The sequence below is a fragment of the Escherichia sp. MOD1-EC6819 genome (genome assembly GCF_002965765.1).
In the GTDB taxonomy this organism is placed as follows: Bacteria; Pseudomonadota; Gammaproteobacteria; order Enterobacterales; family Enterobacteriaceae; genus Escherichia; species Escherichia ruysiae.
Genome location: NZ_PTRG01000003.1, coordinates 386,776 through 411,780, shown reverse-complemented (window position 1 = coordinate 411,780; position 25,005 = coordinate 386,776). Strand labels below are relative to the sequence as shown.

The 25,005-nt window shown below is 48.3% G+C and carries 23 protein-coding genes, 1 tRNA gene and 2 rRNA genes; 10 read left to right on the top strand and 16 right to left on the bottom strand.

The window, feature by feature from the left end; translation table 11 throughout:
• Positions 1-2: 2 nt before the first annotated feature.
• From rrf (A7Z06_RS05890) to rrf (A7Z06_RS05880), 3 genes are all read left to right on the top strand, one after another.
• Positions 3-118, top strand: a 5S ribosomal RNA gene (gene rrf / locus A7Z06_RS05890).
• Positions 119-132: 14 nt separating this feature from the next.
• Positions 133-208, top strand: a tRNA-Thr gene (locus tag A7Z06_RS05885).
• 39 nt (positions 209-247) lie between these two features.
• Positions 248-363 (top strand): 5S ribosomal RNA (gene rrf, locus A7Z06_RS05880).
• 231 nt (positions 364-594) lie between these two features.
• On the opposite strand, the gene A7Z06_RS05875 is transcribed toward rrf (A7Z06_RS05880), so the two are convergent.
• From A7Z06_RS05875 to acrE, 7 genes are all read right to left on the bottom strand, one after another.
• Positions 595-1,353 carry an amino acid ABC transporter ATP-binding protein gene (locus A7Z06_RS05875; RefSeq protein WP_105279360.1) on the bottom strand — a complete coding sequence of 253 codons (759 nt, stop codon included), beginning with the start codon at positions 1,351-1,353 and terminating at the stop codon, positions 595-597.
• A gap of 7 nt (positions 1,354-1,360) precedes the next feature.
• Positions 1,361-2,464: an amino acid ABC transporter permease gene (locus A7Z06_RS05870; protein WP_010345329.1), complete on the bottom strand. Its 1,104-nt coding sequence runs from the start codon at positions 2,462-2,464 to the stop codon at positions 1,361-1,363.
• 9 nt (positions 2,465-2,473) lie between these two features.
• Positions 2,474-3,655: an amino acid ABC transporter permease gene (locus tag A7Z06_RS05865; RefSeq protein WP_010345327.1), complete on the bottom strand. Its 1,182-nt coding sequence runs from the start codon at positions 3,653-3,655 to the stop codon at positions 2,474-2,476.
• A 67-nt stretch (positions 3,656-3,722) separates the two neighbouring features.
• On the bottom strand, positions 3,723-4,748 hold the full coding sequence (locus A7Z06_RS05860; protein WP_000738598.1) for an amino acid ABC transporter substrate-binding protein: 1,026 nt from the start codon (positions 4,746-4,748) through the stop codon (positions 3,723-3,725).
• 430 nt (positions 4,749-5,178) lie between these two features.
• On the bottom strand, positions 5,179-5,400 hold the full coding sequence (locus A7Z06_RS05850; RefSeq protein ID WP_000825639.1) for a membrane protein: 222 nt from the start codon (positions 5,398-5,400) through the stop codon (positions 5,179-5,181).
• 251 nt (positions 5,401-5,651) lie between these two features.
• Positions 5,652-8,756 carry a multidrug efflux RND transporter permease subunit AcrF gene (acrF, locus tag A7Z06_RS05845; protein ID WP_001273229.1) on the bottom strand — a complete coding sequence of 1,035 codons (3,105 nt, stop codon included), beginning with the start codon at positions 8,754-8,756 and terminating at the stop codon, positions 5,652-5,654.
• 11 nt (positions 8,757-8,767) lie between these two features.
• Entirely contained in the window at positions 8,768-9,925 is a 1,158-nt protein-coding gene (gene acrE, locus A7Z06_RS05840; RefSeq protein ID WP_000160374.1) for a multidrug efflux RND transporter periplasmic adaptor subunit AcrE, read from the bottom strand.
• A gap of 398 nt (positions 9,926-10,323) precedes the next feature.
• Between acrE and acrS the strand changes: the two genes are divergently transcribed.
• Positions 10,324-10,986 carry a multidrug efflux transporter transcriptional repressor AcrS gene (gene acrS, locus A7Z06_RS05830; RefSeq protein WP_001129525.1) on the top strand — a complete coding sequence of 221 codons (663 nt, stop codon included), beginning with the start codon at positions 10,324-10,326 and terminating at the stop codon, positions 10,984-10,986.
• Positions 10,987-10,988: 2 nt separating this feature from the next.
• Here acrS and A7Z06_RS05825 read toward each other — a convergent pair whose 3' ends face one another.
• The 9 genes from A7Z06_RS05825 to A7Z06_RS05785 all read right to left on the bottom strand — a co-directional run bounded on the left by A7Z06_RS05825 (position 10,989) and on the right by A7Z06_RS05785 (position 18,304).
• A complete protein-coding gene (locus A7Z06_RS05825; protein WP_010345321.1) occupies positions 10,989-11,168 on the bottom strand; it encodes a DUF2556 family protein in 180 nt (59 codons plus the stop codon).
• A gap of 83 nt (positions 11,169-11,251) precedes the next feature.
• Complete coding sequence (gene yhdJ, locus A7Z06_RS05820; protein WP_001258912.1) at positions 11,252-12,136, bottom strand: adenine-specific DNA-methyltransferase; 885 nt, start codon at positions 12,134-12,136, stop codon at positions 11,252-11,254.
• A gap of 85 nt (positions 12,137-12,221) precedes the next feature.
• Positions 12,222-12,518: a DNA-binding transcriptional regulator Fis gene (gene fis / locus A7Z06_RS05815; RefSeq protein WP_000462905.1), complete on the bottom strand. Its 297-nt coding sequence runs from the start codon at positions 12,516-12,518 to the stop codon at positions 12,222-12,224.
• A 25-nt stretch (positions 12,519-12,543) separates the two neighbouring features.
• Positions 12,544-13,509 carry a tRNA dihydrouridine synthase DusB gene (gene dusB, locus A7Z06_RS05810; RefSeq protein ID WP_001219652.1) on the bottom strand — a complete coding sequence of 322 codons (966 nt, stop codon included), beginning with the start codon at positions 13,507-13,509 and terminating at the stop codon, positions 12,544-12,546.
• A gap of 328 nt (positions 13,510-13,837) precedes the next feature.
• Positions 13,838-14,719: a 50S ribosomal protein L11 methyltransferase gene (gene prmA, locus A7Z06_RS05805; protein WP_001145823.1), complete on the bottom strand. Its 882-nt coding sequence runs from the start codon at positions 14,717-14,719 to the stop codon at positions 13,838-13,840.
• A gap of 11 nt (positions 14,720-14,730) precedes the next feature.
• The gene (panF, locus tag A7Z06_RS05800) at positions 14,731-16,182 is read right to left on the bottom strand and encodes a sodium/pantothenate symporter (protein WP_001175702.1); all 1,452 of its coding nucleotides are present in this window, start codon (positions 16,180-16,182) and stop codon (positions 14,731-14,733) included.
• Positions 16,172-16,414: a YhdT family protein gene (locus A7Z06_RS05795; RefSeq protein WP_000381170.1), complete on the bottom strand. Its 243-nt coding sequence runs from the start codon at positions 16,412-16,414 to the stop codon at positions 16,172-16,174. The genes panF and A7Z06_RS05795 overlap by 11 nt, the downstream gene beginning before the upstream one ends.
• 92 nt (positions 16,415-16,506) lie before the next feature.
• Positions 16,507-17,442 (bottom strand): sugar kinase, encoded by a 936-nt coding sequence (locus A7Z06_RS05790; RefSeq protein ID WP_010345314.1) that lies wholly within the window; start codon positions 17,440-17,442, stop codon positions 16,507-16,509.
• A gap of 31 nt (positions 17,443-17,473) precedes the next feature.
• Positions 17,474-18,304, bottom strand: a complete 831-nt coding sequence (locus tag A7Z06_RS05785; RefSeq protein ID WP_000987962.1) for a DeoR/GlpR family DNA-binding transcription regulator — start codon at positions 18,302-18,304, stop codon at positions 17,474-17,476.
• Between the two features lie 339 nt (positions 18,305-18,643).
• On the opposite strand from A7Z06_RS05785, the gene A7Z06_RS05780 reads away from it, so the two are divergent.
• From A7Z06_RS05780 to A7Z06_RS05755, 6 genes are read left to right on the top strand one after another with little or no spacing between them, the layout of a single operon-like run.
• Positions 18,644-19,498 carry a tagatose bisphosphate family class II aldolase gene (locus A7Z06_RS05780; protein WP_000275527.1) on the top strand — a complete coding sequence of 285 codons (855 nt, stop codon included), beginning with the start codon at positions 18,644-18,646 and terminating at the stop codon, positions 19,496-19,498.
• Between the two features lie 35 nt (positions 19,499-19,533).
• On the top strand, positions 19,534-20,424 hold the full coding sequence (locus tag A7Z06_RS05775; RefSeq protein ID WP_000789632.1) for a substrate-binding domain-containing protein: 891 nt from the start codon (positions 19,534-19,536) through the stop codon (positions 20,422-20,424).
• Between the two features lie 60 nt (positions 20,425-20,484).
• Entirely contained in the window at positions 20,485-21,984 is a 1,500-nt protein-coding gene (locus tag A7Z06_RS05770; RefSeq protein ID WP_085460261.1) for a sugar ABC transporter ATP-binding protein, read from the top strand.
• Complete coding sequence (locus tag A7Z06_RS05765; protein ID WP_000137066.1) at positions 21,985-22,974, top strand: ABC transporter permease; 990 nt, start codon at positions 21,985-21,987, stop codon at positions 22,972-22,974.
• Positions 22,975-22,995: 21 nt separating this feature from the next.
• Positions 22,996-23,958 carry a sugar kinase gene (locus A7Z06_RS05760; protein ID WP_001045025.1) on the top strand — a complete coding sequence of 321 codons (963 nt, stop codon included), beginning with the start codon at positions 22,996-22,998 and terminating at the stop codon, positions 23,956-23,958.
• Positions 23,955-25,001, top strand: a complete 1,047-nt coding sequence (locus A7Z06_RS05755; protein WP_001058382.1) for an aldose 1-epimerase family protein — start codon at positions 23,955-23,957, stop codon at positions 24,999-25,001. Before A7Z06_RS05760 ends, A7Z06_RS05755 begins: the two co-directional genes overlap by 4 nt.
• Positions 25,002-25,005 lie beyond the last annotated feature (4 nt).

The window sequence follows — 25,005 nt, the reverse complement described above, 5'->3', positions numbered from 1 at the left end:
TGCCTGGCGGCCGTAGCGCGGTGGTCCCACCTGACCCCATGCCGAACTCAGAAGTGAAACGCCGTAGCGCCGATGGTAGTGTGGGGTCTCCCCATGCGAGAGTAGGGAACTGCCAGGCATCAAATTTAGCGTGCTGATATGGCTCAGTTGGTAGAGCGCACCCTTGGTAAGGGTGAGGTCCCCAGTTCGACTCTGGGTATCAGCACCACTTTTTAGGTTAAAGTTCGGCAGATTAGAAAAGAATTTGTCTGGCGGCAGTAGCGCGGTGGTCCCACCTGACCCCATGCCGAACTCAGAAGTGAAACGCCGTAGCGCCGATGGTAGTGTGGGGTCTCCCCATGCGAGAGTAGGGAACTGCCAGACATCAAATAAAACAAAAGGCTCAGTCGGAAGACTGGGCCTTTTGTTTTATCTGTTGTTTGTCGGTGAACACTCTCCCGAGTAGGACAAATCCGCCGGGAGCGGATTTGAACGTTGCGAAGCAACGGCCCGGAGGGTGGCGGGCAGGACGCCCGCCATAAACTGCCAGACATCAAATCAAGCAAAAAGGCCATCCTTTCGGATGGCCTTTTTGCTTTTCGAACTAACATTCAATTAATGGATTACCTGCGATAAAAATGCCCTAGTACGCTCTGATTTAGGATGCGCAAAAAACTCATCTGGTGCAGCTTGTTCCACTATCTCTCCGCGATCCATAAAAATCACCCGGTCAGCGACGGTTCGCGCAAATCCCATCTCATGCGTTACGCACAACATCGTCATACCCGATTGCGCCAGCCCAATCATCGTATCCAGTACTTCTTTTACCATCTCCGGATCGAGCGCGGATGTTGGTTCATCAAACAGCATAATCTTGGGCTTCATACAAAGTGAACGTGCTATAGCAACGCGTTGCTGCTGACCACCGGAGATCTGTCCGGGAAACTTCTGTGCATGTTCGGCAATTCTCACCCGCTCAAGGTAATGCATCGCCAGAGCTTCAGCCTCTTTCTTTGGCATCTTGCGTACCCAAATAGGTGCAAGGGTACAGTTCTGTAAAACGGTCAGATGTGGGAAAAGATTAAAATGCTGAAAGACCATTCCCACTTCCTGTCTGACACGCTCAATATTGCGGATATCTTCGTTAAGTTCGATCCCATCCACCACGATCCGTCCCTGTTGATGTTCTTCCAGATAATTAATACAACGAATGGTTGTCGATTTCCCGGAACCAGATGGGCCACACAGAACGATTCGTTCTCCCGGTTGCACGGTTAAATTTATATTTTTCAGTACATGGAATTGCCCATACCACTTGTTAACATTTTCAAGCGTAATCATCGCGTTAGCAGGTTGCAGTAAAATTTGGCTCATAGTGTCCTCAATGCGGTATACGCCCGGTGTTAAAACGTTTTTCCAGATGCTGGCTATAACGTGACATGCTGAAACAGAAGATCCAGTAGATCAGCGCGGCGAAAACATACCCTTCCGTCGACATACCCAACCAGGCGGGATCAACGGTTGCCTGCTGAACGCTACTGAAAAGATCGAACAACCCGATGATGATCACCAGGCTGGTATCTTTGAAGAGTGCGATGATGGTATTTACCAGCCCAGGGATTACCAGCTTCAACGCCTGTGGCAGAATAACCAGCCCCTGAGTTTTCCAGTAACCCAACGCCAGTGATTCCGCCGCTTCATATTGCCCTTTAGGCAGTGCCTGTAATCCGCCTCGCACGACTTCCGCAACATATGCTGACTGAAACAGGATCACGCCAACCAGTGCGCGGATCAGTTTGTCGATACTGGTGCCTTCTGCCATAAACAGCGGCAGCATTACCGAAGACATAAACAAGACGGTGATTAGCGGTACGCCGCGCCAGAACTCGATAAAAATGACCGATAAGATACGCACAATCGGCATATGGGAGCGGCGGCCTAACGCCAGTAAGATCCCCCACGGTAGCGCCCCCGCAATTCCAACTGATGCAATAATTAAAGTTAGCGTCAGCCCGCCCCATTGCCGGGTTTCAACCCGCTCAAGACCAAGAAAACCGCCATACATCAGCCACCAGACGATAAGTGGATAAATCACCGCCCAGACCGCAATATAGCGACCGCGATGTGGGAATATTTTCCAGAACATCGGCGCAATCGAAACCAGGCCAATCAGTAATGCCAGATTAATTCGCCAGCGTTGGTCGTGTGGGTAAAGCCCATACATAAATTGACCAAATCGTTCGTGGATGAAAACCCAACAGGCACCGGCTTTTGTGCAGTCGGCACGCGTTGAGCCAACCCAGTTAGCCTGCAAAAATGCCCAGTTCAGCAACGGTGGAATCAATTCCCACATCAACCACAAGCAGCCAATAGTCAGCAGGCTATTGCCCCAGCTGGAGAACAGATTTTTTCGCACCCACACCATAGCGCGGCTTGAGTTATGGCTCGCCGGGCGCGGGGGATGAGCCAGTAATACTTTTGTCATCATGACTCCTTAGCGTTCAACGATCGCGATGCGGCGGTTATAGATATTCATCAGCAGCGAGATAGTCAGGCTGATAATCAGATATACCGACATGGTCATGGCTATCGTTTCGATGGCTTGCCCCGTCTGGTTCAGCACGGTGCCAGCAAACAGCGAAACCATATCCGGATAGCCAATAGCGGCGGCAAGAGAGGAGTTTTTGACGATGTTGAGATACTGGCTGGTAAGTGGTGGAATAATCACCCGCAGCGCCTGGGGAATAATCACCTGGCGTAGCGTAACCGGGTTGGGTAATCCCAGCGAGCGGGCAGCTTCATGTTGACCATAAGGCACTGCCTGAATCCCGGCGCGGATAATCTCAGCGATAAATGCAGAGGTATAAACTGAAAGAGCCAGCGTTAAGGCTGCCAGTTCGGGTATGAGAACCATACCGCCACGGAAGTTAAACCCTTGTAGCGCAGGGATATTCCAGTGCACTGCTGCACCGAAAAGCCAGTGTGCCAGTAAAGGCAAACCAATGATCAACCCAACGGCGACAGGCCAGGTTCGGCGCAGTTGTCCGGTCTTTATCTGGTGTGTTTTATTAAAGCGGAATAGCCTAACAGAAAGGGCTATAGCCATAACAACAGCCAGGATAAATGCAAGAAACCCATCTCCCAGCTGCGGTGACGGAATATAAAGCCCACGATTGCTCAAAAAGATCAGATCTAACGCACTCACCGCCTGGCGTGGTCCGGGTAAATTGCGCAACACGGCAAAATACCAGAAGAAGATTTGCAGCAGCGGCGGAATATTACGGAAGATCTCAATATAAATAGTGGAAAGCTTTCGTAGTAGCCAGTTATCCGAAAGTCTCGCCAGACCGATAAAGAAGCCCAGAACAGAAGCGAACACAATACACAATGCTGAAACCAGTAACGTGTTGAGTAAGCCAACAATAAAAACGCGTCCGTAGGTATCGCCCTGCTGGTAATCGATCAAATGCTGGACGATGCCGAAGCCAGCGCCGCGATCCAGGAAGGCAAAACCTGAAGTAATGCCGCGATTACTGAGATTCGTTACGGTGTTATGGAATAGCCAGCCTACAATGCCGACGACGGCGACAACGGCAAGGATCTGGAAAAGCCAGGCGCGCACTGTAGGATTGGCAAATGAAAGTGAACCTTTAACGGTTGTGCGGCGATGAGACATAGGAACCTCGGAAACCATAACGCTAAAGAGAGCGCCGCCGTGGCGACGCTCGTTACCTCATATCGACTTAACGCACGGGCGACGCATACTGAATACCTCCGTTGTTCCAGAGATTATTTTGCCCACGTTTAATTTTCAGCGGGCTTTCTGAACCTACGTTACGCTCAAAAATTTCCGAGTAGTTACCCACCTGTTTGATGATGTTGTAAGCCCATTTATTATCCAGCTTCAGATCCTTGCCGTAATCGCCCTCTTTACCCAGCAGATGTGCCATATCAGGCGTTGCCGGATTAGCCGCTTTTTCATCGACGTTCTGGGAATTGATGCCCATCTCTTCAGCATTCAGCATGGCGAAAAGCGTCCAGCGCACAATAGAGAACCATTCGTCATCGCCACGGCGGACTACCGGCCCAAGCGGTTCTTTAGAGATAACTTCTGGCAGCACGATCCATTCGGCAGGGTTGCTTAATTTGATTCGCAATGCATACAGTTGTGACTGATCCGAGGCCAGCGTATCGCAGCGACCAGATTCCAGTGCCTTCGCGGATTCGTCAGAGCGATCGAAGGTCACGGGCGTGTACTTCATTTTGTTCGCCTTGAAGTAATCGGCGACGTTGAGCTCGGTGTCTGTACCAGCCTGAATACAGACCGTTGCGCCATCCAGCTCTTTCGCGCTTTTTAGCCCCGCTTTATCGTGCGTCAGGAAACCAATGCCATCGTAATAAGTGACACCAGTAAATGCCATTCCCATACCTGCGTCACGAGATGAAGTCCAGGTTGTATTACGGGAGAGTAAATCCACTTCGCCGGATTGCAATGCAGTGAAACGTTCTTTTGCGGTGAGCGGGGTGTATTTCACTTTTGTGTCGTCGCCAAATACAGCGGCGGCAACGCCACGACAAACATCAACATCAATACCAGAAAACTTGCCATCTGCATCGGCATAAGAGAATCCAGGCAATCCGTCACTGATCCCGCATTGTACAAAACCTTTTTTCTTTACGGCATCGAGTGTCGCGCCAGCCTGTGCCTGATTTGCAACGGCAAGCAGCACGCTGGCGGCAGCCAGTGTGGCTATCATCATCTTTTTCATAATGCTTCCTGTGAGGCGAAAATTATCGTTATAGGACGTTTGGGAAACGCCTTTTACCTGTCTGTGGCCATCCTCTTATAAGCAAAAGTAGTGCCAGCTTTTGCGCACGATTTCGCGTCGCAATAAGCTGAGTGTAGACAGGAAATAATAAAAACAGCGCCCCGCAATGGTGCGAAAATGAAACATGCGCCACATTTTGGCGCAAAATATTTACTCGTATTTTGCTAAGCAGAATAATGATTATTGGCGTGAGTATCGGTGGGGAGGATGTGATTAAAAAATAAATTAATGCGTTATTTCGACATTGAGATAATGCTGCGAGATAAAATGCTTAATTAAAATGGGATTAGCCAGCGAAATATAGCGGTGTTTAACGTATTGGTAGATTCTGTATCGTTAAACAGAGCGCGAAAGTCCGCGCTCTGTTCAGTTATTTTGACAGAGCAATGATCCCCATCGTAAGGCCGGCGACAGCCGCTGCTCCGCCAGCAATAGCCCCGGCAGTTTCCCAGTTATCCTGTGTTGTACCTTTCATACAGGTATTGGTGTGAACCAGGCGTCCCTGATCGTCATAAACCGGAACGCAGGGGGAATCGTGAGCACAGCCCGCCAGCAATGCAGTGAGCAATGCCACAGGAATTAATCTTTTCATGGTGTTACCTCAGTAATAACGCTAACGCTTAATAAGTTAACTCTCTTATTAACGAGCTGAGTACCATTTTATCACTGGAGGTTATAAATCTTGCGGAATGAATAATGACAAATTATGTGAATTGTAAAAATAGTGAAGGGAACATGGTCTACGAAAAGTTTTTAAAGAATGAGCAGAAGATTATCTTATTAATTTTTATGGTTTTCACTAAAAATAATAAAGGCGCCCGAAAGCGCCTTTATGTTTCTGATTTACCCTTTAAAGCAACGGCGGATCACGACAAAGAATACCGGTACGAAGAAAATAGCCAGCAATGTTGCAGAGACCATTCCGCCCATTACACCGATACCCACTGCGTTCTGCGCGCCACTGCCGGCACCATTACTGATAGCCAGTGGTAATACGCCGAGAATAAAGGCGAGAGAGGTCATCAGGATAGGACGCAGGCGCATACGTACTGCCATCAGCGTCGCTTCGACAACACCTTTTCCCTCTTTCTCCATCAGATCCTTAGCGAACTCAACAATCAATATGGCGTTTTTGGCCGACAAGCCAATTGTCGTTAACAAACCCACCATAAAGTAAACGTCATTTTTTTGATTAAAGAGTGTCGCTGCCAGCAGCACGCCGACAATCCCTAATGGCACGACCAACATAACCGAGACAGGTATTGACCAGCTTTCATAGAGCGCAGCAAGGCACAGGAAAACCACCACGAAGGAGATTGCCACCAAAGCAGGAGCCTGGTTGCCCGATAAGCGTTCCTGATACGACATACCTGTCCAGTCATAACCAATGCCTGCAGGTAATTTTGACGCAAGGTTTTCCATCAACGCCATGGCATCGCCGGAACTGGTTCCTGGCGCAGCTTCCCCCTGAATCTCCATTGACGGCAGACCGTTGTAGCGTTCCAGTCGTGGAGAACCATACACCCAATGTGAAGTGGTAAAGGAAGAGAATGGCACCATTTCACCATTGGCGCTGCGGACGTAAAGTTTATCGACATCTTCTGGCAGCATACGAAATTTGGCATCCGCCTGAACATAAACCTTTTTCACACGGCCACGGTCGATGAAGTCGTTAACATAAGTCCCACCCAACGCCGTAGAAATGGTCTGATTGATGTCAGAAAGCGAAACGCCTAATGCCTGCGCCTTTTCCTGGTCAACTTCAAGTTTGAATTGCGCGGTATCTTCCAGGCCATTAGGGCGCACACTGACTAAGCTGCCAGGATGTTGCGCCGCCATGCCAAGCAGCTGGTTACGAGCCTGGGTTAGGGCATCGTGACCCAGCCCTGCCTGATCAATTAACTCAAAGTCAAAACCCGTTGCCGTGCCCAGTTCAACAATAGCAGGCATATTAAACGGAATGACAAAACCGTCGCGGATCTTACCCAATTCCATTTTGGCGCGATGGATAACCGCTTCCGCGCTGTTTTCCTCACCACTACGTTCTTCCCATGGTTTCAGGCTGACGAAGGCCATCCCGGCGTTTTGCGCCTGGCCGCTGAAGCTAAACCCGTTAACCGTAAAGACACTTTCAACGTTTGCTTTTTCATTGTGCAGGTAGTAATCCGTCACCTGATCCAACACTTTTTGCGTCCGCTCTTGCGTCGCGCCAGCGGGTAGCTGAATCATGGTCAGAAAGACACCCTGGTCTTCTTCTGGCAAGAAAGAAGAGGGGAGACGTAAAAACAACACCACCATTCCGGCAACTATTAGCGCATAGATCAGTAAATATCGTCCTGTGGAACCGAGGATTTTGCCGACGCTGTTGGTGTAGTGATTAACGCTATGATCGAAGGTAGTATTAAACCAGCCGAAGAAACCGCCCTTATTTTCGTGATGCTCAGCAGAGACGGGTTTGAGCAGCGTTGCACATAACGCCGGGGTGAGAATCAATGCCACCAGAACAGAAAGCGCCATTGCCGAAACGATGGTGATAGAGAACTGGCGATAAATTGCCCCGGTAGAGCCGCCGAAGAATGCCATCGGAATAAATACCGCTGACAGCACCATCGCGATACCCACCAGTGCGCCCTGAATTTGCGACATTGATTTTTCCGTCGCTTCTTTTGACGGGAGCTTATCCTCCATCATTACGCGCTCGACGTTCTCCACCACCACTATCGCATCATCGACGAGTAGCCCAATGGCAAGCACCATCCCGAACATCGTTAGTGTGTTGATGGAGTAACCAAAAGCGGCGAGGATGGCAAACGTCCCTAACAACACCACGGGCACAGCAATGGTGGGGATCAGCGTTGCTCGCATATTCTGCAAGAACAGATACATCACCAGGAATACCAGCATAATGGCTTCGAACAGCGTTTTTACCACTTCGTGAATAGAAAGCTGGACGAATGGCGTGGTGTCATAAGGGTAGAGAACCTTCATTCCCTGCGGGAAAAATGGCTGTAATTCCGCCAGTTTTGCCTTAATGGCTTTCGCGGTATCGAGAGCGTTCGCACCGGTTGCCAGCTTAATACCCAGACCCGCCGCCGGTTTACCGTTGATGCGAGCGATAACGTTATAGTTTTCACCGCCAAGTTCAACCCGTGCGACATCTTTCAGGCGCACAACCGAACCGTCGCTGTTCACGCGCAGGGTAACTTTGCCGAACTCTTCCGGATTTTTTAATCGCGTCTGAGCAATAATTGAGGCGTTCAACTGTTGCCCTGGTAAAGCAGGTGTTCCGCCCAACTGTCCGGCAGCAATCTGATCGTTCTGCACTTTCAACTGGTTAATTACATCAACCGGTGTCAGCTTATATTTGTTCAGCAGATCGGCGTCCAGCCAGATACGCATCGCATACTGTGCGCCAAAGAGTTGCACGTCACCAACGCCATTCAGGCGGCTAAGCGTATCTTTAACGTTAGAGGCCACATAGTCCGAGATATCGTCCTGTGTGGTGTCTGGGTTATCAGAGACAAAGCCCGCCACCATTAGATAGCTGCTACTGGATTTTTCAACGCTGATCCCCTGCTGTTGAACTTCCTGCGGCAGCAACGGCGTAGCGAGCTGGAGTTTGTTCTGCACCTGCACTTGCGCGATATCTGGATCGGTTCCGGACTGGAAGGTGAGGGTAATTGTCACGCTACCGGCGGAATCGCTGGTCGAGGACATATACATCAGGTTATCGATACCATTCATATTCTGTTCGATAACCTGCGTCACCGTATCCTGTACGGTCTGCGCATCAGCGCCCGGATAGTTTGCCGAAACAGAAACCGCAGGCGGCGCAATGGTTGGGTACTGGGCGACGGGCAATTGTAGGATCGCCAGTGCGCCCGCCATCATCAGAATAATGGCCAGCACCCATGCAAATATCGGTCGTCGAATAAAAAAGTTTGCCATGTCAGATTGCCTTACTTCGATGCAGTATCTGCGGGGGTATCGGTAGTGGCTTTAACCTGCTCTCCCGGGCGCGCTTTTTGCAGGCCGCTGACAATGACTTGATCGCCAGATTTCAGCCCTTCGCTAATCAACCATTTATCGCCAATCGCCTGGCTGGCAACGACAGGACGCGCTTCAACCTGACTTTTATCGTTAACAATCAGCACGGTTGCGTCACCACGCGGTGTGCGGCTAACGCCTTGTTGCGGGATAAGAATGGCATCGGGTTGTACACCTTCATTAATCCGTGCGCGCACAAACATACCCGGCAAAAGCGTATGTTGTGGGTTAGGGAAGACGGCACGTAGGGTTATGGAGCCGGTGCTTTCATCAACGGTCACATCGGAGAATTGCAGTGTGCCTTTCAGGGGATAGGTTTGACCGTTTTCCATGACCAACTCTACGTTGCTGGTGGCGTTTTCCTTATGCAAATTCCCTTGCACTACGGACTGCTTCAGCCTCATAAAATCGTTGCTGGATTGGGTAACATCGACGTAGATAGGATCGAGCTGCTGGACAGTTGCCAGTTCGGTCGTTTGCCCGTTAGTGACGAGCGCACCTTCGGTCACAGTAGATTTGCCGATACGTCCGCTAATTGGCGCAGTCACTTTGGTATAAGCGAGATTGATTCGGGCGCTTTCGACGGTGGCTTTTGCCGCAATCACGGCGGCATCGGCCTGGCGAGCATCAGCAATGGCTTGATCGTACTCCTGCTGACTAATGTATTTCGTTCCCACGAGTGGAACGTAACGTTTTACCGTCAAATGCGCGATGGCGGCGGCGGCTTCACTTTTCGCCAGTTCGCCCTTCGCGCTGTCATAACTTGCCTGATAGGTCGCTGGATCGATCTGGTACAGGGACTGTCCTGCCAGCACATCGCTACCTTCAGTGAAATTACGATTCAGTACGATCCCACTAACCTGTGGGCGAACTTCAGCGATACGGAAAGCGTTGGTGCGGCCTGGTAATTCAGTCTTAACTTCTAGCGGGGCCGTTTTCACAACATGAACGGTAACCTGCGGTTCACCGACGTGAGCTTTCTCTTCTCCCTTATCGTTACAACCCGCGATTAAAGCAGCGGAGATCAGAATAGAGGAGGGCAGGAGGAAAAACCTGGCATGTTTCGTCATTACTATTCCTCAAAAAACCAAAAGCGCGTTATTTACCCGAAAAGGCAACGCGTTAACTCGCAGAAAGAAAAAATACAGTTCGCTATCCTACAAATTATCATTCGTCGATGTAAGGAATAGTTATGAATACTGGCGTCTAAGGCACATAAACACAAAAAAAGATTAATATTCTAATGTTTTGTTTTGCCGTTAATTGAAATGAGATGAATTACTTTCACTTAAAATGAAATATGCATTCATCAAATGAATGCATATTGGCTAAATGATAGGTTTGAATTATTTGACGATTTATAGCAACTCAATATTAGCCTCTCGTATAAATATGCGTTAGGTGATAGATTACCCTTCGCTATTTTCTCACCCTGTGTCGAATATATTTATTTTCTGAATAATTAATCATGGCAAAAAGAACCAAAGCCGAAGCCCTGAAGACCCGGCAAGAACTGATTGAAACTGCCATCGCCCAGTTTGCGCAGCATGGTGTAAGCAAGACGACACTCAACGACATTGCCGACGCCGCTAACGTCACACGTGGCGCTATCTACTGGCACTTCGAAAACAAGACCCAACTGTTTAATGAGATGTGGTTGCAACAGCCTTCATTGCGGGAGTTAATCCAGGAACACTTGACGGCTGGATTAGAGCATGACCCGTTTCAACAATTGCGTGAAAAATTGATTGTCGGCTTGCAATATATTGCCAAAATTCCCCGTCAACAGGCATTACTACAAATCTTATATCACAAATGTGAATTTAATGATGAGATGCTGGCAGAGGCAGTAATACGCGAGAAGATGGGCTTTAATCCGCAGACTCTGCGCGAAGTATTGCAATCATGTCAGCAACAAGGGTATGTAGCTAAAAGCCTCGACTTAGACGTCGTAATGATTATTATTGATGGTGCCTTCAGCGGTATTGTTCAAAACTGGTTAATGAATATAGCGGGTTACGATCTTTATAAACAAGCACCCGCATTAGTCGATAATGTATTAAGAATGTTTATGCCAGATGAAAACACAACGAAATTAATTCATAAAACAAATGAATTAGGTATCGTATAAAGTTACATTCTATTGTGAAAATCCAGTTCGTCACAGTTAACCAGTTTTAGCGGATTAACCGAGTTCATATTGCGACATTTGTCTGTTTCTGTTGCCAGTAGTTCAATCCACTGCATCAGTAAGGTATCAAACAGAAAAACGGAGACAGCGAAAACGACGAGCCACCAATACTTGCGAATCATTACCTGAGCCTGTGCATGTTTAACCAAGTCTGGCAGGAAATATACACGAAATGAATAATCTGAAAACCAGGCTTACACTTCCTTTACTTTGCAATGAGATCGGGGTCAACTTCGCTGATCCGGCTTCGTTTTGACAGGTTGCCGGTCTTTCTTTTTTTCACTTTCGCCAGATCTTCCACGGAGTAATGTGACACGACATCCAGCCGTCGAAGTCCCATCTTGATGTACTCGCTGTTAATCTCAATACCAATGAATTTTCGCCCGCTGGCGACGGCTACGGCACCGGTAGTAAAGCTACCGGCAAACGGGTCGAGAACGACATCGCCAGGGTTGGAAGAGGCGAGAATAATGCGCTTCAGTAATGCTTCCGGTTTTTGCGTCGGATGGTTTTCATATTCATCCATCAAATAACGCACGCGCGGAAAATCCCAGACATTACCCGGTACTTTTTGGTGATTGTAAGGCTGTGGAGGATTTTTGCGATAATCGATCAACGCGCGTTGCGCACCGGTTTTAGCTTCAACCAGAATAGCATCACCGTTGAACGTGTAGTTCTTTGCGTCTTTCACCATCATCAGGATGGGTTCGTACATGGAGCCATAGTGTTTCTTCGCCTGCACCCCAGAACTGTCATATGACCAGACGATGCGACTTTTGATGGTAAAGAACTTGCGGCACTGGATATCGATAAAGGGCATGTTTTCCGTGCTGTTCATGATGTACATGCTGCCCTGTTTTTTCAGAACGCGGTGGCACTCTGCAATCACTTCAAACAGCCAGTCGATAAACAGATCTTCTTTCCAGGCTTCGATCAGACCATCAAAATTTTTACCGATGTTATAAGGTGGGTCGGCAAAGATCAGATCGATGCTTTCGGTGGGTAGTTTTTTAAGCTCGGCAAGCGCATCACCGTGAATAATGGTCTTAGCTTCATTACCAAACCGGGTCGGTTCACATCCTGTTCTCATGGTCACTCCCTTTGTGACACCTATAAAAAAGGCGCTTCCCCATGCCGAGTAGCGCCTTTTTAATCAAGCATTTAGCTAACCTGAATTAGTTCATGCCGTACTTTTTCAATTTTTTACGCAGCGTACCACGGTTGATGCCCATCATCAGCGCAGCACGGGTCTGGTTACCACGGGTGTATTGCATCACCATGTCCAACAGGGGCTGTTCTACTTCAGCCAGTACCAGCTCATAGAGGTCATTCACATCCTGACCATTCAGTTGAGCAAAATAGTTCTTCAGTGCCTGTTTAACCGAGTCACGCAGGGGTTTTTGGGTTACCTGATCCTGAGAGTTAACGGTAGAAACGGTCAGTACGTCAGAATTTACGCGTTGTTCGAACATAGTTCTGTCAGCTCTTTATTTCTGTTTACGCAAAATTTTCGAAGTATGCCTCCAACGCCTCCAGCTGTTCGCTGGCATCCTCAATGGCGTTGAATGTGCGCCGAAACTGGTCATTTGGAGCGTGTTCCTGGAGATACCAGGAAACGTGTTTACGTGCAATTCGGTATCCTTTTGCCGGACCATAAAAGTCATGCAGTTCCCGAACGTGCGCGCAAAGCAAGCGCTTAACCTCTGCCAAAGGCAGCGGGGGCAGCAACTCCCCAGTGTCCAGATAATGCTGGATTTCCCGAAAGATCCAGGGTCTTCCCTGAGCTGCACGGCCTATCATCAGAGCATCCGCCCCTGTATAGTCGAGCACAGCTCTGGCTTTAAGCGGGTCAGTAATGTCGCCATTCGCGATAACCGGAATGGAAACTTTCTGCTTAACTGCCCGAATACTGTCGTACTCAGCTTCTCCATTGAACAAACAGGCGCGTGTACGGCCATGAATGGTCAGAGCCTGAATGCCACAGTCTTCAGCCAGTTGGGCAATCTCTTCACAGTTACGGTGTTCCGGCGCCCAGCCGGTGCGAATCTTCAGGGTAACAGGAACGTCCACTGCATTGACGACCTCGGTAAGGATCGATTTAACGACATCCGGGTACTGCAAGAGGGCTGAACCTGCGAGCTTGCGATTCACTTTTTTAGCCGGGCAACCCATATTGATATCAATAATCTGGGCACCGCTTTCCACGTTAATACGTGCTGCATCTGCCATTTCTTTCGGATCGCTACCGGCAATTTGCACGGTACGAATACCGGGTTCATCAATGTGCACCATCCGTAAACGAGATTTGTCGCTTTCCCAAACCTGAGGGTTAGAAGACATCATCTCGGATACTGTCAATCCGGCTCCCATCTCGTAGCACAACGTCCGAAAAGGTCTGTCTGTAATGCCAGCCATGGGCGCTGCGATCAGGCGATTTCTGAGCTGATATTGTCCGATGCGCATGAGTTAAGAAATGACCATACTGTGACTGCAAGGCGGCGTATATTACGCATTTTTTGCACGAGATGAAAGGCCAAACTTTGACCAATCCTCTGAGATGGATCAAAGAATTGCATTTAAAATGAGCGTGGCGCGATAATTACTCATAAAAATCATCATATTAGAAAATAGTGACTAAAATTTACACTCCAAGAAATTTGAGTAAGTTCTCAATTTTTCTTTATGAATGAAAATTTTGGCACGCAAAATTGCGTAAATAATCAGCAAATTTACGTGCCTTTTGTGACCTTGCTCGCACTTTGCTCTGCATCACCATGCGGTGATGCGAAGGTTAATTCTTACGACCGGTAATGCGACACCACTCTTCTTTTTCCACAACCGGGTCGAGCGTGAAGTTAGCTGCATAAGCCTCACAAACGCTCTCTGCCTGGCTTGCCAGAATACCGGAAAGGCCCAGCAAACCGCCTGAAACCGGCAGGACACTGATTAACGGTGCCAGTTCACGTAATGGGCCTGCCAGGATATTAGCGACCACCACGTCGGCTTTCATTTCTTCTGGCTGATCTTTCGGGAGATAGAGTTCCAGACGGTCAGAAACGCCATTACGTTCGGCGTTGTCGCGGCTGGCCTGAATCGCCTGCGGATCGATATCAATACCAATGGCTTTTGCTGCACCCAGCTTCAGCGCCGCGATAGCCAGAATGCCGGAACCACAACCAAAGTCGATGACTGTTTTACCGGTTAAATCGAGGCTGTCGAGCCATTGCAGGCACAGAGAGGTTGTTGGATGAGTCCCTGTACCAAACGCCAGCCCTGGGTCTAACATCACGTTAACCGCATTTTCGTCCGGCACATCACGCCAGCTTGGGCAGATCCACAGACGTTCACCAAAGCGCATCGGGTGGAAATTATCCATCCATTCGCGCTCCCAGTCTTTATCTTCCAGTTGTTCGATTTTATGCGCGAAGCCTGCGCCGAGCAGCGGATGGTTTTCCAGAATCGCCACCACGTCGTTCATATCGGTTTCAGCGTCGAACAGACCTATCACATCGGTATCGCCCCACAGGCGAGTTTCGCCAGGCAGAGGCTCAAACACCGGCGTATCGTGGGTGTCCTGAAAAGTGATAGAAACGGCACCTGCTTCCATCAGCGCATCGCTAAGATCTTCTGCGTTCGCGCCGGTGGTGTTCAGTTTCAGTTGGATCCAAGGCATGGCAAAACTCTTTATTTATCAGTAGTCAAAACGGTAACTTGCGGGACGGATGTACCGAAACGGTTTCCGACCAGGAAAGCCAGCAAACTTAGCAGTAACGAGGGCACGATAGGGTGGAAGCCCAGGTACTGAATATTCAGCGTCGCAAGTACGGCATACAGCACGCCGCCGACGATCATCGCACTTAGCGCGCCTTTGGCGTTGGCGCGTTCCCAATAAAGACCTAGCACCAGCGGCCACAGGAAAACGGCTTCCAGTCCACCGAAGGCCAGCAAATTCAGCCAGATGATCATTTCTGGCGGCTTCCAGGCGGCAAGCAGCAGCAACGCGCCGAGAACTAACGTAATTACTGCCGACATCCGCTTCAGACGCGTCTCATTTTGCATTTGATCCGGACGGATATTCAGATAGAGATCTTTAATGATCGTAGCGGAACTTTGCAGCAATTGGGCGTTGATTGTTGACATGATCGCAGCCATTGGTGCAGCAAGGAAGATCCCGGCAGCAAACGGTGGCAGCACTTTTACCATCAGCGTCGGGATCACCAGATCCGGCACGGTGAGATCGGGGATCACTGCACGACCTAACGCTCCGGCAAGGTGCATTCCAAACATCAGGATCGCCACTACAACCGTACCAATGATGATCCCACGATGTACTGCTTTACTGTCTTTATAAGAGATGCAGCGTACCGCAGTATGTGGCAGACCAATCACGCCAAAGCACACCAGCACCCAGAACGACGTCATAAAGGCAGGTGACAGAATATCGTCAGCACCTTGTGGCGTAACCAGTTGTGGATCGATGGTTTGCAGCGTCTCTACTGCGTTGCTTAAGCCGCCAGCAGCATGAACCACGCCGACCAGCAGCACAATGGTGCCAATCAGCATCACCAGTCCTTGCATGGTGTCGTTCAGCACGCTGGCGCGAAAGCCGCCAAAGGCGGTATACAACGCAATACTAATACCGAAAATCAGCAGCCCGGTTTCATAAGGAATACCCGCAGCGGTTTCCAGCAGGCGCGCACCGCCGATAAACTGCACGGTCATTGCACCAACGAACGCAACCAGCAAACTCAAACTCGCCAGCCACACCAGAAGACGGCTCTGGTAGCGGGCAAACAGCATATCGTTCAGCGTCACCGCATTGTAGCGGCGCGCGAGAATCGCGAACTTTTTGCCAAGAATACCGAGTGAAAGCCATACCGCAGGCAACTGGATCATCGCCAGCAACACCCAGCCCAGCCCGTATTTATAAGCAGCACCTGGCCCGCCGATAAACGAACTGGCACTGATATAGGTTGCGGTGAGCGTCATCGCCAGCACAATACCGCCCATAGAACGGCTGCCGAGGAAATACTCATTAAGGAACGTGCCCGCGCTCCGTTTACGCATTGCGTAGACAGAGATCCCGAACACCACCACCAGATAGGCGACCAGCGGTAGAATTACTTCAAGCTGCATCGTCATCCTCCAGCGGGATATCGCGATAGATAAATTTTACCATCGCCCAGCACAGTCCAATAAACAGCAGCGGCGTCAGGATGCAGGCCATCTCAAACCAGCGCGGAAAGCCGGTAAAACCGGGGGCAACGCCAGGTAAGTAAGCGGCTACTAACCATACTGCCAGATACAAAAGGGTCAGCCCCAGCGCCCAGCGCGCCTCTTTATGGGCCTGAACAAAACGAGTGTCCACGGAAGGGGTCCTCCTCATGGGGGGATACGAGAAACGGGCAATTCTACGGCAAGTCTTCAGGCAGGGAAAACAATCTGACAGAAAATTGCCGTTCAGTGCCGTTGCAAAAAGTCTTCAATGTCAGCCAGTGAGGATATCCCTTCCATCGGGCCTTGCTGCATTACGGCGAGTGCGCCGCTGGCGTTAGCATATTGTAACGCCTTGTGTGCCGGGAAACCCGACAAGAAAAGAGTGACAAAAGTAGCGCCAAAGCAGTCGCCAGCACCGGTTGGATCGATGATTTCGCTATCGTGGCCTGCAATATGCTGGGCGTGTAATGTCCCGTTTTTTAGTTGGTAATAGCTGGCTCCACGCTGGGCGCGTTTTATCGCCACATGTTTTACGCCGCCGTGGAGAAGATCGCTAACAATCTGTTCTTCTGACAGATTTTTGTGACGGGCGAAGAAAGGGAGTTCGCTTTCGCTTGGGATAAAGATATCTGTATATTCAATTAAATAATCGAGAGCCTGCGCCATTTCGGGAATACTCAGCATCTCTTTGCGAATATTGGGGTCGAAAGAGACGGTGCCGCCAGCAGATTTGATCGTTGTTATCGCTTTGCGCATGACATCGATCATACGAAATGAGAACAGTGATGAACCCACAATGTGCAGATGATTACACTGTCTTAGCAAATCCTTATCAATGTGCCCGGCAGTAAACAAACCGCAGGCACTATTAGGAATATTAAAGACGAAATCCCGTTTCTGCGGATTTTGATAACTGACAAACGCTGTGCCTGTTACAGCATTGTTCATTATGTGGATACCATCGGTAATGACACCTTCATGACGCAGGCGTTCAATAATGAGACGGCCAAAATCATCGTTACCAACGCAACCGAAGAAAATAGCCCGCCGGGACAATTTTGCTACCTGTGCAGCAAAGATTGCTGGTGCGCCGCTGGGAAATGGCCCGATAAACTCCCCTGGCTGAGTGAATTTTTGTTGTGGGTTGCGGGACAAAAACTCGGCCAGCAATTCTCCCATAGCGCAGATGGTTATTGTCACAAAACCCCTCTTATTCCTGAAGCCTTTCGCGATTGGACCAGGTAAAGCAGTCATTGCTGGTATAAAGAATAACGAAATCAGCAGACTGCAATTGCTGCTGATATCGTTCGTTCATGCTGCGACTGACAATCACATTTTCTGCCTGATGAAGATGTCCGATAGCAGCCGTCGATGAATCGGTATTGGCAGTGACGATTACTGTCTTATTCTGGGCATTGTCAAAACAGAGTTGCCAGGCGGCGGCAACTCTGGGGGTATTGATATTCAGAGTACCATCTGCATCCAGATGACTGATTTCCAGAATGCTATGGGTAATGGTGAAATGCTGAAGCGCCTGTTCGAGCGGTTTTCCCGCCAGTGCGGTGTCAGGGCGCAGCATTTCACTGCCAGCCAGAATTATTTCGCCATCAATAAACTGATTTGCCAGCAGCGCATGTTCGGGATCGTTAGTGATCAGACGCAGTTTTTTTACTTCGCTGAGTAATGGAATGATCTTGCGGCAGATTGTTCCATGTCCAAGAAATAGCGTGTCACGATCGCTGATAAGGCGGGCACAATGCCGCGCAATTTCCATTTGTTGGGTCAGAGACAATATCGTAATGGGTGGTGCCGATTCAGGTTCAGGGGCGAGTGGTGTCGCAATGGCACCACCAAAAGAACGCTTTAAATACCCCTGTTGCTCCAGATAACTGAGATCGCCACGGATTGTCACGCCAGAGACGCCAAGTTGAGCAGATAAGTCATCAACTTTGATTTCACCCTGGGTAGCAACAATTTCTGCAATTTTTAATCTTCGTTTCAGTAGGTTAGATGATTTTCTCGGCACGTTAACACTCATCATTGGCCTTTAATGCGTAACACTATAGCCCCTTGTATTTTTCTTTGAAAGTTACCCTTCAACGTTATCTACATTTTGAAAACAAAATACTGGATAAAAAAACAGCAACGCAATGTATTTAATTTATTGAAATTAATAAGAAATATTTTTATTGAGATATTTTGTGATGGTTTCGTTTATAAAGTAAAAACCAATTTTAGTTATATCTTGTAAGTTATTTTGACGATATTCGACATGCATCACGCTTTTTGGCGCTTTTGCTGTGCTATTTTGCTTTCAAAATGAAAGTAATAATTCTATTTCTTCGTTTTGTAAGAAGAACGCCGAAAAACAGGAGCCGTGATGTACATCATTTCAAGCAAAAATATGCTGAAAAAAGCCCAGTCAGAGGAATATGCCGTCCCCGCTTTCAATATTCATAACCTTGAAACATTACAGGTTGTCGTTGAGAGCGCCGCACAACTTCGCTCTCCCGTTATGCTGGCGGGAACACCCGGTACTTATCGTTATGGCGGAGTGGGAAGTTTAATTTCGTTAGTACAATCTCTGGCTCATGAGTACCGCCTGCCATTAGTCCTGCATCTCGACCACCATGAAGAGCGCGATGATATTTTTAACAAAGTACGCGCAGGGATTCGTTCAGTCATGATTGATGGTTCTCATCTGCCGTTTGAAGAAAATATAGCGCGGGTGAAAGAAGTCACTACGTTTTGCCACAGCCTTGATGTCAGCGTCGAGGCTGAACTGGGCCGCCTTGGCGGGCAGGAGGATGATCTGCTGGTGGATGAAAAAGATTCGGCTTATACCTCACCTGTTGCAGCCGCAGAGTTTGTACAACGCACACAAATTGACTCCCTGGCGGTAGCAATAGGCACTGCACATGGCTTGTATGCGAATGAACCACGTCTGGATTTTGCCCGGCTGGAACAAATTCGTCAGTTAGTGGATGTTCCGTTGGTGTTGCATGGCGCTTCGGGGTTATCGGAACAGGACATTCAGCACTGTATCCGCAGCGGTATCTGCAAAGTGAATGTTGCGACAGAACTGAAAATTGCTTTTGCCGATGCGTTAAAAGGATATTTCTACAACAATCCGGCGGCGAATGATCCTCGCCATTATATGCAGCCAGCAAAAGCCGCTATGAAGGAAGTCGTTACGCGCATTATCGGCGTTTGCGGCAGTGAAGGAAAAATTTAATACGTTGTACCCTACAAAAACAATGAGGACTGTTTATGAAAAATATTAAATTACTTGGCTCGGCAATGTTGGTGAGTCTGGCGTTGTTCTCACAAAGCTCATTAGCAAAAGAGTATAAAATTGGTGCATCATTATTAACGCAACAACATCCTTTTTATATCGATCTTGCGAATGCAATGAAAGAAGAAGCTAAAAAAGATAATGTCAATTTAAGCGTTTCTATTGCCAACCAGGATTTAAATAAGCAACTTTCAGATGTCGAAGATTTTATTACTAAAAAAGTGGATGCCATTATTATATCTCCAGTGGACTCTAAAGGTGTACAGGCTGCGATAATTAAAGCCGACAAAGCTGGTATCCCTGTTATCACTGTTGATGTTGCTGCGGAAGGTGTTCCGGTAGTATCGCATGTTGCGACCGATAACTACGCGGGAGGTGTTGAAGCGGGCAAGTTAATGGGAAAACTATTGAACGGTAAGGGGACTGTAGCCATTATTTCTTACCCGGCACTGCAATCGGTAGTTGCGCGCGTCGATGGCTTTAAAAAAGGGTTAAGCGATACACCGGAGATTAAAATTGTTGCTGAGCAACCGGGTATTACGCGTGCTGAAGCGTTAACGACGGCACAAAATATTATGCAGGCAAACGCCAACCTGAATGGGCTGTTTGGTTTTGGTGATGATGCCGCACTGGCAGCGGTTATAGCGGCGAAATCTGCGCATAACGACAATATCAAAATTATCGGTTTTGATGGCATGAAAGAAGCGCGCGATGCCGTAGACAGTGAAAAAACCTTTGCCGCAGTGATTCGACAATACCCGGATCAAATGGGCGCTAAAGCGATTGATGCCGCTGTGGATCATCTCAATGGTAAACCGGTAGAAAAAATGATCCCGGTACAACCCGGCGTTTATACAGGTAAATAATAAACATCTTCAACTCACAACAAAACGTCATCGGCGTTTTGTTGTGACACCGAGGTCATTATGACGGATGTTATTCTTGATGTTTCGCATATTGCGAAGACATTTGGTCATGTTCAGGCGTTAAAAGATATTACACTCTCCTTACGCAAAGGGCGGGTGCATACTTTATTAGGCGAGAATGGAGCGGGTAAGTCGACATTAATGAAAATACTCGCTGGAGTTTATCCGCCAACTCAGGGAACGATAAAACTACGTGGTGAAACCATCACCATTAATAATCCACAACATTCACGCCAGTTAGGGATTGCTATTATTTTTCAGGAATTAAGCCTGAGCAACAATATGACAGTGGCGGAAAACATTTATGCCAATAATGAACCACGCCGTTTTGGCATTATTAACGATAAAAAAATGCTCGCAGATTGCCAGAGTCTGCTCGCGGAACTGGGCATCCCACTGGATCCGCTGGAAATGGTCGGCAATATGTCGATGGCGCATCGTCAACTGGTAGAAATCGCCAAAGCATTAAGCTACGCGGCGGATGTCGTGATTATGGATGAGCCGACATCTTCGCTCAGTGATAACGAAGCAGAGATTTTGTTTAATATTATTGAAAAGTTAAAACAGCGAGGATGTGCGGTTATTTATATCTCTCACCGCATGGATGAAATTATGCGGATTTCGGATGATATTTCAGTGATCCGCGATGGTGAATATATTGCAACGCATGAAAAGAAAAACAGTGATATCCAGCATTTGATTGCCCAGATGGTTGGGCGGGAAATGAAAAATATCTGGCCAGCACGTCTTGGGGAAAAGCCGGATGAAAATGTTCCTGCAAAACTGGAAGTAAAAAATCTTTCCCATCCTTCGCTCTTTAAGGAGGTTAATTTTGCTGTTCGCCCGGGGGAAGTGCTGGGATTTTTTGGCCTTGTAGGTGCCGGGCGTTCTGATGTTATGAAGGCGCTGTTTGGCCTTATTCCGTACCACGGAACAGTGTTGATTGATGGCAAAGAGGTCAGGATCGCTAATCCCAAACAGGCCATTGATCATGGAATTGCTTTCGTAACGGAAAACCGCAAGGAAGAAGGGTTGGTGCTGATGCACGACGTCAATATGAACACGCACCATGTGGCGTTTCAATATAACGCTTCGCGGATGGGACTCATTAATCACCGGCAAGAAGAGGCGAGAACGGTTAAATCTGTCGCCAGAATGAACACAAAAGTGAGTTCCGTACATCAGGCTGTGGGGGCGCTGAGCGGCGGCAATCAACAAAAAATCGTGTTATCGAAATGGCTGGAGAAAACCCCGCGAATTTTATTGCTTGATGAGCCAACGCGCGGTGTGGATGTCGGCGCAAAATTTGAAATTTATAACGTGATACGCCAACTGGCGGCGGCGGGGACGGCCATTATTCTGGTGTCTTCTGAACTGCCAGAGGTTATGGCGCTAAGCGATCGTCTGGTGGTGATGCGTAATAAAACAATTGCCGATATTTATTCATGTGAAAATTTAACGCAGACGCAAGTAATGACCGCTGCAACAGGAGTGCGCTAAATGACAGAGAAAACTCTCTCCAGTCCAAAACGTTCTGAAATTTCCATCGCAAATAGCTTTAAAAAAGTCTTCAGGCAATATGGCGGTATCCTCAGTGGAATGGTGGTGTTAATCATTCTGTTCAGTTTTATTAATGACAGTTTTTTTACCACCAATAACATCACCAACATCATTCTTCAGGTGTCGATAATTGCAATTACCGCCTATGGAATGACTTATGTTCTTTTACTTGGCGATATTGATTTATCGGTCGGTTCAACTATTGCATTGATTGGTACATTTGCTGCGCTTGGGGCTTCATGGGGAATTCCATTTATTTTATTGGTTCCATTATCCATTATTGCAGCACTGGCTCTGGGGATGATAAATGGTGGCTTGACGGCTATAGCGGGTATCCCTTCGTTTATTGTTACTGTTGCTACCATGGGAATATTTCGAGGCATTGCTTATATTGTCACTGACGGTATGCCTGTCATGATTAAAGATGATGCCTTTCTGGCGCTGGGGAACGGTGAATTTCTCTATATACCTATTCCTATCTGGATATTAATCATCTTATTGCTGGTTAATCATTTTATTCTTACTAAAACAACCTTTGGTCGGAAAATATATATTACCGGCGGTAATAAAGAAGCGGCAATCTATTCGGGTATTAATGTAACTCGCCTAAAAATTAAAGTCTTTATGATTACGGCGGTGTTGGCAGGCATTAGTGGGATGATCCTCGCCTCGCGCCTTTACTCAGGGCAGCCGAATTCCGCACTTAGCTACGAGTTGGATGCCATTGCTGCTGCCGTATTGGGGGGCACCAGTCTCAACGGTGGTTATGGCACGGTGGTGGGTACGGTGATCGGCGCATTAACCATAGGCATTATTAATAATGGTATGAACTTAATGAACGTTCCTTATTTCTACCAGATGGTGGTTAAAGGATTAGTCATTCTGGTAGCCGTTTATTTTGACGTAAGAAATAAAAGAAAACGCAGCTAATTATTTCAAGGAATTAATCATATGAATAAGGTCTTCACAATTGGAGAAATTCTGGTTGAAATTATGGCGAGTAAAATCGGCCAGCCATTTGACCAACCGGGTGTCTGGAACGGCCCTTATCCCAGTGGCGCGCCTGCTATTTTTATTGACCAGGTAACACGTCTGGGGGTTCCATGCGGTATCATTAGCTGTGTGGGGAATGATGGTTTTGGCGATATTAATATTCATCGCCTGGCGGCTGATGGTGTTGATATTCGAGGGATTTCCATCTTACCTCTGGAGGCTACCGGTAGTGCTTTTGTGACGTATCATAAGTCAGGCGACCGTGATTTTATTTTTAACATTAAGAATGCCGCGTGCGGTAAATTATCAGCGCAGCATGTTGATGAAAATATTCTGAAGGACTGTACCCATTTTCATATTATGGGCTCATCCCTGTTTTCATTTCATATGGTAGACGCAGTAAAAAAAGCAGTAACCATCGTTAAAGCAAATGGTGGTGTTATTTCTTTCGACCCTAATATTCGGAAAGAGATGCTCGATATTCCAGAAATGCGCGACGCCCTCCACTTTGTTCTTGAGTTAACGGATGTCTATATGCCCAGCGAGGGCGAAGTGTTGCTCTTGTCGCCACATTCGACGCCGGAGCGTGCAATCGCTGGTTTTCTTGAAGAAGGTGTTAAAGAGGTGATTGTGAAGCGCGGCAATCAAGGTGCCAGTTACTACTCCGAGAATGAGCAGTTTCATGTTGAGAGCTATCCGGTGGAAGAAGTCGACCCAACCGGTGCGGGAGACTGCTTTGGTGGTGCGTGGATTGCCTGCCGCCAGCTAGGGTTTGATGCCCATCGGGCATTGCAATACGCCAACGCCTGCGGTGCACTGGCGGTAACCCGACGCGGCCCGATGGAAGGGACTTCCCGGTTGGCGGAGATCGAAGCGTTTATCCAGTGCCATAGCATGACTATTCGGGAAGCCGCGCAATGAATAATGAAATATGGCCGTGGATAGGCGAGCTCTCGCAGGTTGCCGGGATTAAACACTATGAATTACGTAGTGGCAGAGCAAAGGGCACGGAAGCGTTTGATGTCCGCACAGGTGCGGGGCTGGCGTTTACGGTGGTAAAAGATCGTGCGCTGGACATTGCCTGGGCCAGCTATAAAGACACGGCGCTTTCTTTCATCACCCCCAACGGCATCGTCGCGCCAGCTTTTTTTGAGCCGCATGGCAACGGTTTTTTGCGTAGCTTCTATGCGGGATTATTAACCACCTGCGGGTTAAGCTACATCGGTACGCCCTGTGAAGATAATGGCGAAACGTTAGGATTACATGGGCGCCTGGCTGCGACACCAGCTGAAGAGGTGGGGTATCGCACAGAACGAACCTACGACGGTATTGAATTTATCATCAATGGCAAAGTGCGGGAAACGCGGCTGTTCGGTGAAAATTTGACACTTGAGAGAACCATTTGCTGCCGCTATGGCGAAAATGTGCTGCGCATTGAAGATAGGGTTACTAATCAAGGTTTCACCCGCCAGCCGCTACAAATTCTCTATCACTTTAATTACGGCTGGCCTTTATTATCGCCACGGGCAGAAATATTGCTGTCAGCGAAAAGCGTGACGCCACGGACTCCGCGCGCGGCGGAAGGGTTAGCCAACCATCTGGAGATTTGTGCCCCGCAGCCAGGTTTTGACGAGCAGGTTTACTATCTCACGTTAAATAGCGACGATGACGGAATGAGTAAGGTTGCGCTAGTGAATGCCGAACTGGGATGGGGAATTTACGAAAAATTCGACACCCGGCAGCTACCCAATTTTATCCAGTGGAAAAATTTAGGTGCAGGCGAATATGTTATGGGACTGGAAGTGAGCAACAGTTTCCCTGATGGGCGCGATAACGAGCGAGCACAGGGGCGTTTGCCGTTTATTCAGCCTGGTGAAACGAAGATATATTTTTTCGAACTGGGGATTGTCGAAGGCGATGCTGAAATTACTGCGTTAAAAACGGAAATTGCAGGCTACCGTTAGCGGC

What these genes read in the sequence shown, in the direction of transcription:
- dusB (WP_001219652.1), bottom strand. Translation starts at nt 13,509, where the DNA reads ATGCGCATCGGACAATATCAGCTCAGAAATCGCCTGATCGCAGCGCCC.
- A7Z06_RS05770 (WP_085460261.1), top strand. Translation starts at nt 20,485, where the DNA reads ATGACGGATGTTATTCTTGATGTTTCGCATATTGCGAAGACATTTGGT.
- A7Z06_RS05825 (WP_010345321.1), bottom strand. Translation starts at nt 11,168, where the DNA reads ATGATTCGCAAGTATTGGTGGCTCGTCGTTTTCGCTGTCTCCGTTTTT.
- acrE (WP_000160374.1), bottom strand. Translation starts at nt 9,925, where the DNA reads ATGACGAAACATGCCAGGTTTTTCCTCCTGCCCTCCTCTATTCTGATC.
- A7Z06_RS05870 (WP_010345329.1), bottom strand. Translation starts at nt 2,464, where the DNA reads ATGACAAAAGTATTACTGGCTCATCCCCCGCGCCCGGCGAGCCATAAC.
- panF (WP_001175702.1), bottom strand. Translation starts at nt 16,182, where the DNA reads ATGCAGCTTGAAGTAATTCTACCGCTGGTCGCCTATCTGGTGGTGGTG.
- fis (WP_000462905.1), bottom strand. Translation starts at nt 12,518, where the DNA reads ATGTTCGAACAACGCGTAAATTCTGACGTACTGACCGTTTCTACCGTT.
- A7Z06_RS05875 (WP_105279360.1), bottom strand. Translation starts at nt 1,353, where the DNA reads ATGAGCCAAATTTTACTGCAACCTGCTAACGCGATGATTACGCTTGAA.
- acrS (WP_001129525.1), top strand. Translation starts at nt 10,324, where the DNA reads ATGGCAAAAAGAACCAAAGCCGAAGCCCTGAAGACCCGGCAAGAACTG.
- A7Z06_RS05760 (WP_001045025.1), top strand. Translation starts at nt 22,996, where the DNA reads ATGAATAAGGTCTTCACAATTGGAGAAATTCTGGTTGAAATTATGGCG.
- A7Z06_RS05755 (WP_001058382.1), top strand. Translation starts at nt 23,955, where the DNA reads ATGAATAATGAAATATGGCCGTGGATAGGCGAGCTCTCGCAGGTTGCC.
- A7Z06_RS05860 (WP_000738598.1), bottom strand. Translation starts at nt 4,748, where the DNA reads ATGAAAAAGATGATGATAGCCACACTGGCTGCCGCCAGCGTGCTGCTT.
- acrF (WP_001273229.1), bottom strand. Translation starts at nt 8,756, where the DNA reads ATGGCAAACTTTTTTATTCGACGACCGATATTTGCATGGGTGCTGGCC.
- A7Z06_RS05775 (WP_000789632.1), top strand. Translation starts at nt 19,534, where the DNA reads ATGAAAAATATTAAATTACTTGGCTCGGCAATGTTGGTGAGTCTGGCG.
- A7Z06_RS05865 (WP_010345327.1), bottom strand. Translation starts at nt 3,655, where the DNA reads ATGTCTCATCGCCGCACAACCGTTAAAGGTTCACTTTCATTTGCCAAT.
- A7Z06_RS05850 (WP_000825639.1), bottom strand. Translation starts at nt 5,400, where the DNA reads ATGAAAAGATTAATTCCTGTGGCATTGCTCACTGCATTGCTGGCGGGC.
- A7Z06_RS05785 (WP_000987962.1), bottom strand. Translation starts at nt 18,304, where the DNA reads ATGATGAGTGTTAACGTGCCGAGAAAATCATCTAACCTACTGAAACGA.
- A7Z06_RS05790 (WP_010345314.1), bottom strand. Translation starts at nt 17,442, where the DNA reads ATGGGAGAATTGCTGGCCGAGTTTTTGTCCCGCAACCCACAACAAAAA.
- A7Z06_RS05780 (WP_000275527.1), top strand. Translation starts at nt 18,644, where the DNA reads ATGTACATCATTTCAAGCAAAAATATGCTGAAAAAAGCCCAGTCAGAG.
- yhdJ (WP_001258912.1), bottom strand. Translation starts at nt 12,136, where the DNA reads ATGAGAACAGGATGTGAACCGACCCGGTTTGGTAATGAAGCTAAGACC.
- prmA (WP_001145823.1), bottom strand. Translation starts at nt 14,719, where the DNA reads ATGCCTTGGATCCAACTGAAACTGAACACCACCGGCGCGAACGCAGAA.
- A7Z06_RS05765 (WP_000137066.1), top strand. Translation starts at nt 21,985, where the DNA reads ATGACAGAGAAAACTCTCTCCAGTCCAAAACGTTCTGAAATTTCCATC.